General features: G+C 63.2%; 1 protein-coding gene. It reads right to left on the reverse strand.

Going from position 1 to position 1,354, the window contains the following annotated elements; genetic code table 11:
• Positions 1-70 precede the first annotated feature (70 nt).
• Positions 71-1,270, reverse strand: coding sequence for an IS256 family transposase (locus tag FHY04_RS22225; RefSeq protein WP_183938037.1), 1,200 nt, complete (start codon positions 1,268-1,270; stop codon positions 71-73).
• Positions 1,271-1,354 lie beyond the last annotated feature (84 nt).

Genomic DNA, 1,354 nt, shown 5'->3' on the forward strand with positions numbered 1-1,354 from the left:
GATCGTGTCCCACCGCGTGGTGTAGCTTCAGCGGCGTAGCCGCCTTGATCTCCGGGCATAGCCGGGTCGATCACGCCGCCATGGACGACAACGTGACCGTGGGATCATCGCTCAATTGCGTGACGCTTTCCAGTGTCATGTAGCGTCCCCGCTGAACCGCCCACTCATCGTTTTGCTCGAGCAGGATGGCACCGACGAGACGGGTAATGGCATCCTCGTTGGGGAAGATTCCGACGACATTGGTGCGCCGCTTGATCTCGCCGTTGAGGCGTTCGAGCGGATTGGTCGAATGTAGCTTGGTGCGATGCTGCGGCGGGAACGACATGTAGGCGAGCACGTCCTCCTCCGCCGTATCCATCAGCTTTGCGAGTTTAGGAACGCTGGGTCTGAGCTGGTCGGCGACCTTGCGCCATTGCCCCTTGGCGGCCTCCGGCGTCTCCTGTGCGTAAGCGGTGGCAATGAAGGCCGAGACGACGCGCCGCCCGCTCTTGCCGGCATGGGCCGTGGCGTTACGCGCGAAATGCACGCGGCACCGTTGCCACGTTGCGCTGAACACCCGCGATACGGCAGCTTTGATGCCCTCGTGGGCATCCGAGATGATGAGCTTCACGCCGCGTAGGCCCCGCCGTGCGAGGCCGCGGAGGAAGTCCGTCCAGAACGTCTCGGCCTCCGACGCACCGATCGCCATGCCGAGCACCTCGCGCCTGCCGTCACTGTTCACGCCGACCGCGATGGTGACCGCGACCGAGACGATCCGGCCAGCCTGACGCACTTTCAGGTACGTCGCGTCGATCCACACGTACGGCCAGTCGCCCTCGATAGGCCGGTCAAGAAACGCTTTCACGCGGACATCGATCTCCTCGCAAAGCCGGCTCACCTGGCTCTTTGAGATGCCGCTCATACCCATGGCCTTCACCAGGTCGTCGACCGAACGGGTCGAGATGCCTTGGATGTACGCCTCCTGGACGACCGCGGTCAGCGCTTTCTCGGAAAGGCGCCGGGGCTCCAGGAAGGCGGGAAAGTAGCTGCCCGTCCTCAGCTTGGGGATGCGCAATTCGACCGTGCCGGCCCGCGTCTCCCAGTCCCGCTCGCGGTAACCGTTACGTTGGGCAAGCCGGTCACTGCTCTTCTCGCCATATCCCGCGCCGGTCAGGTTGCCGACCTCCAGGTCCATCAGCCGCTGCGCGGCAAAGCCAATCATTTCGCGTAGGAAATCTGCATCCGCGCTCTTTCCCATCAGCGCCTGCAGGTTCATCGTATCGTCGGTCATCGAAGGTCTCCTTTGGTTGAGTCTTGCAACCCAAACCTATCCGAAGATCTTCGATGGCCACCCGTGAACCTGACCGGCCGCTAC

Origin of the sequence: Sphingomonas sp. BK481, assembly GCF_014194875.1 — a bacterium.
Taxonomy (GTDB): domain Bacteria; phylum Pseudomonadota; class Alphaproteobacteria; order Sphingomonadales; family Sphingomonadaceae; genus Sphingomonas; species Sphingomonas aerolata.

Bases quoted from the DNA above. Each gene is read 5' to 3' on its own strand.
- FHY04_RS22225 (WP_183938037.1), bottom strand. From the start codon at position 1,270: ATGACCGACGATACGATGAACCTGCAGGCGCTGATGGGAAAGAGCGCG.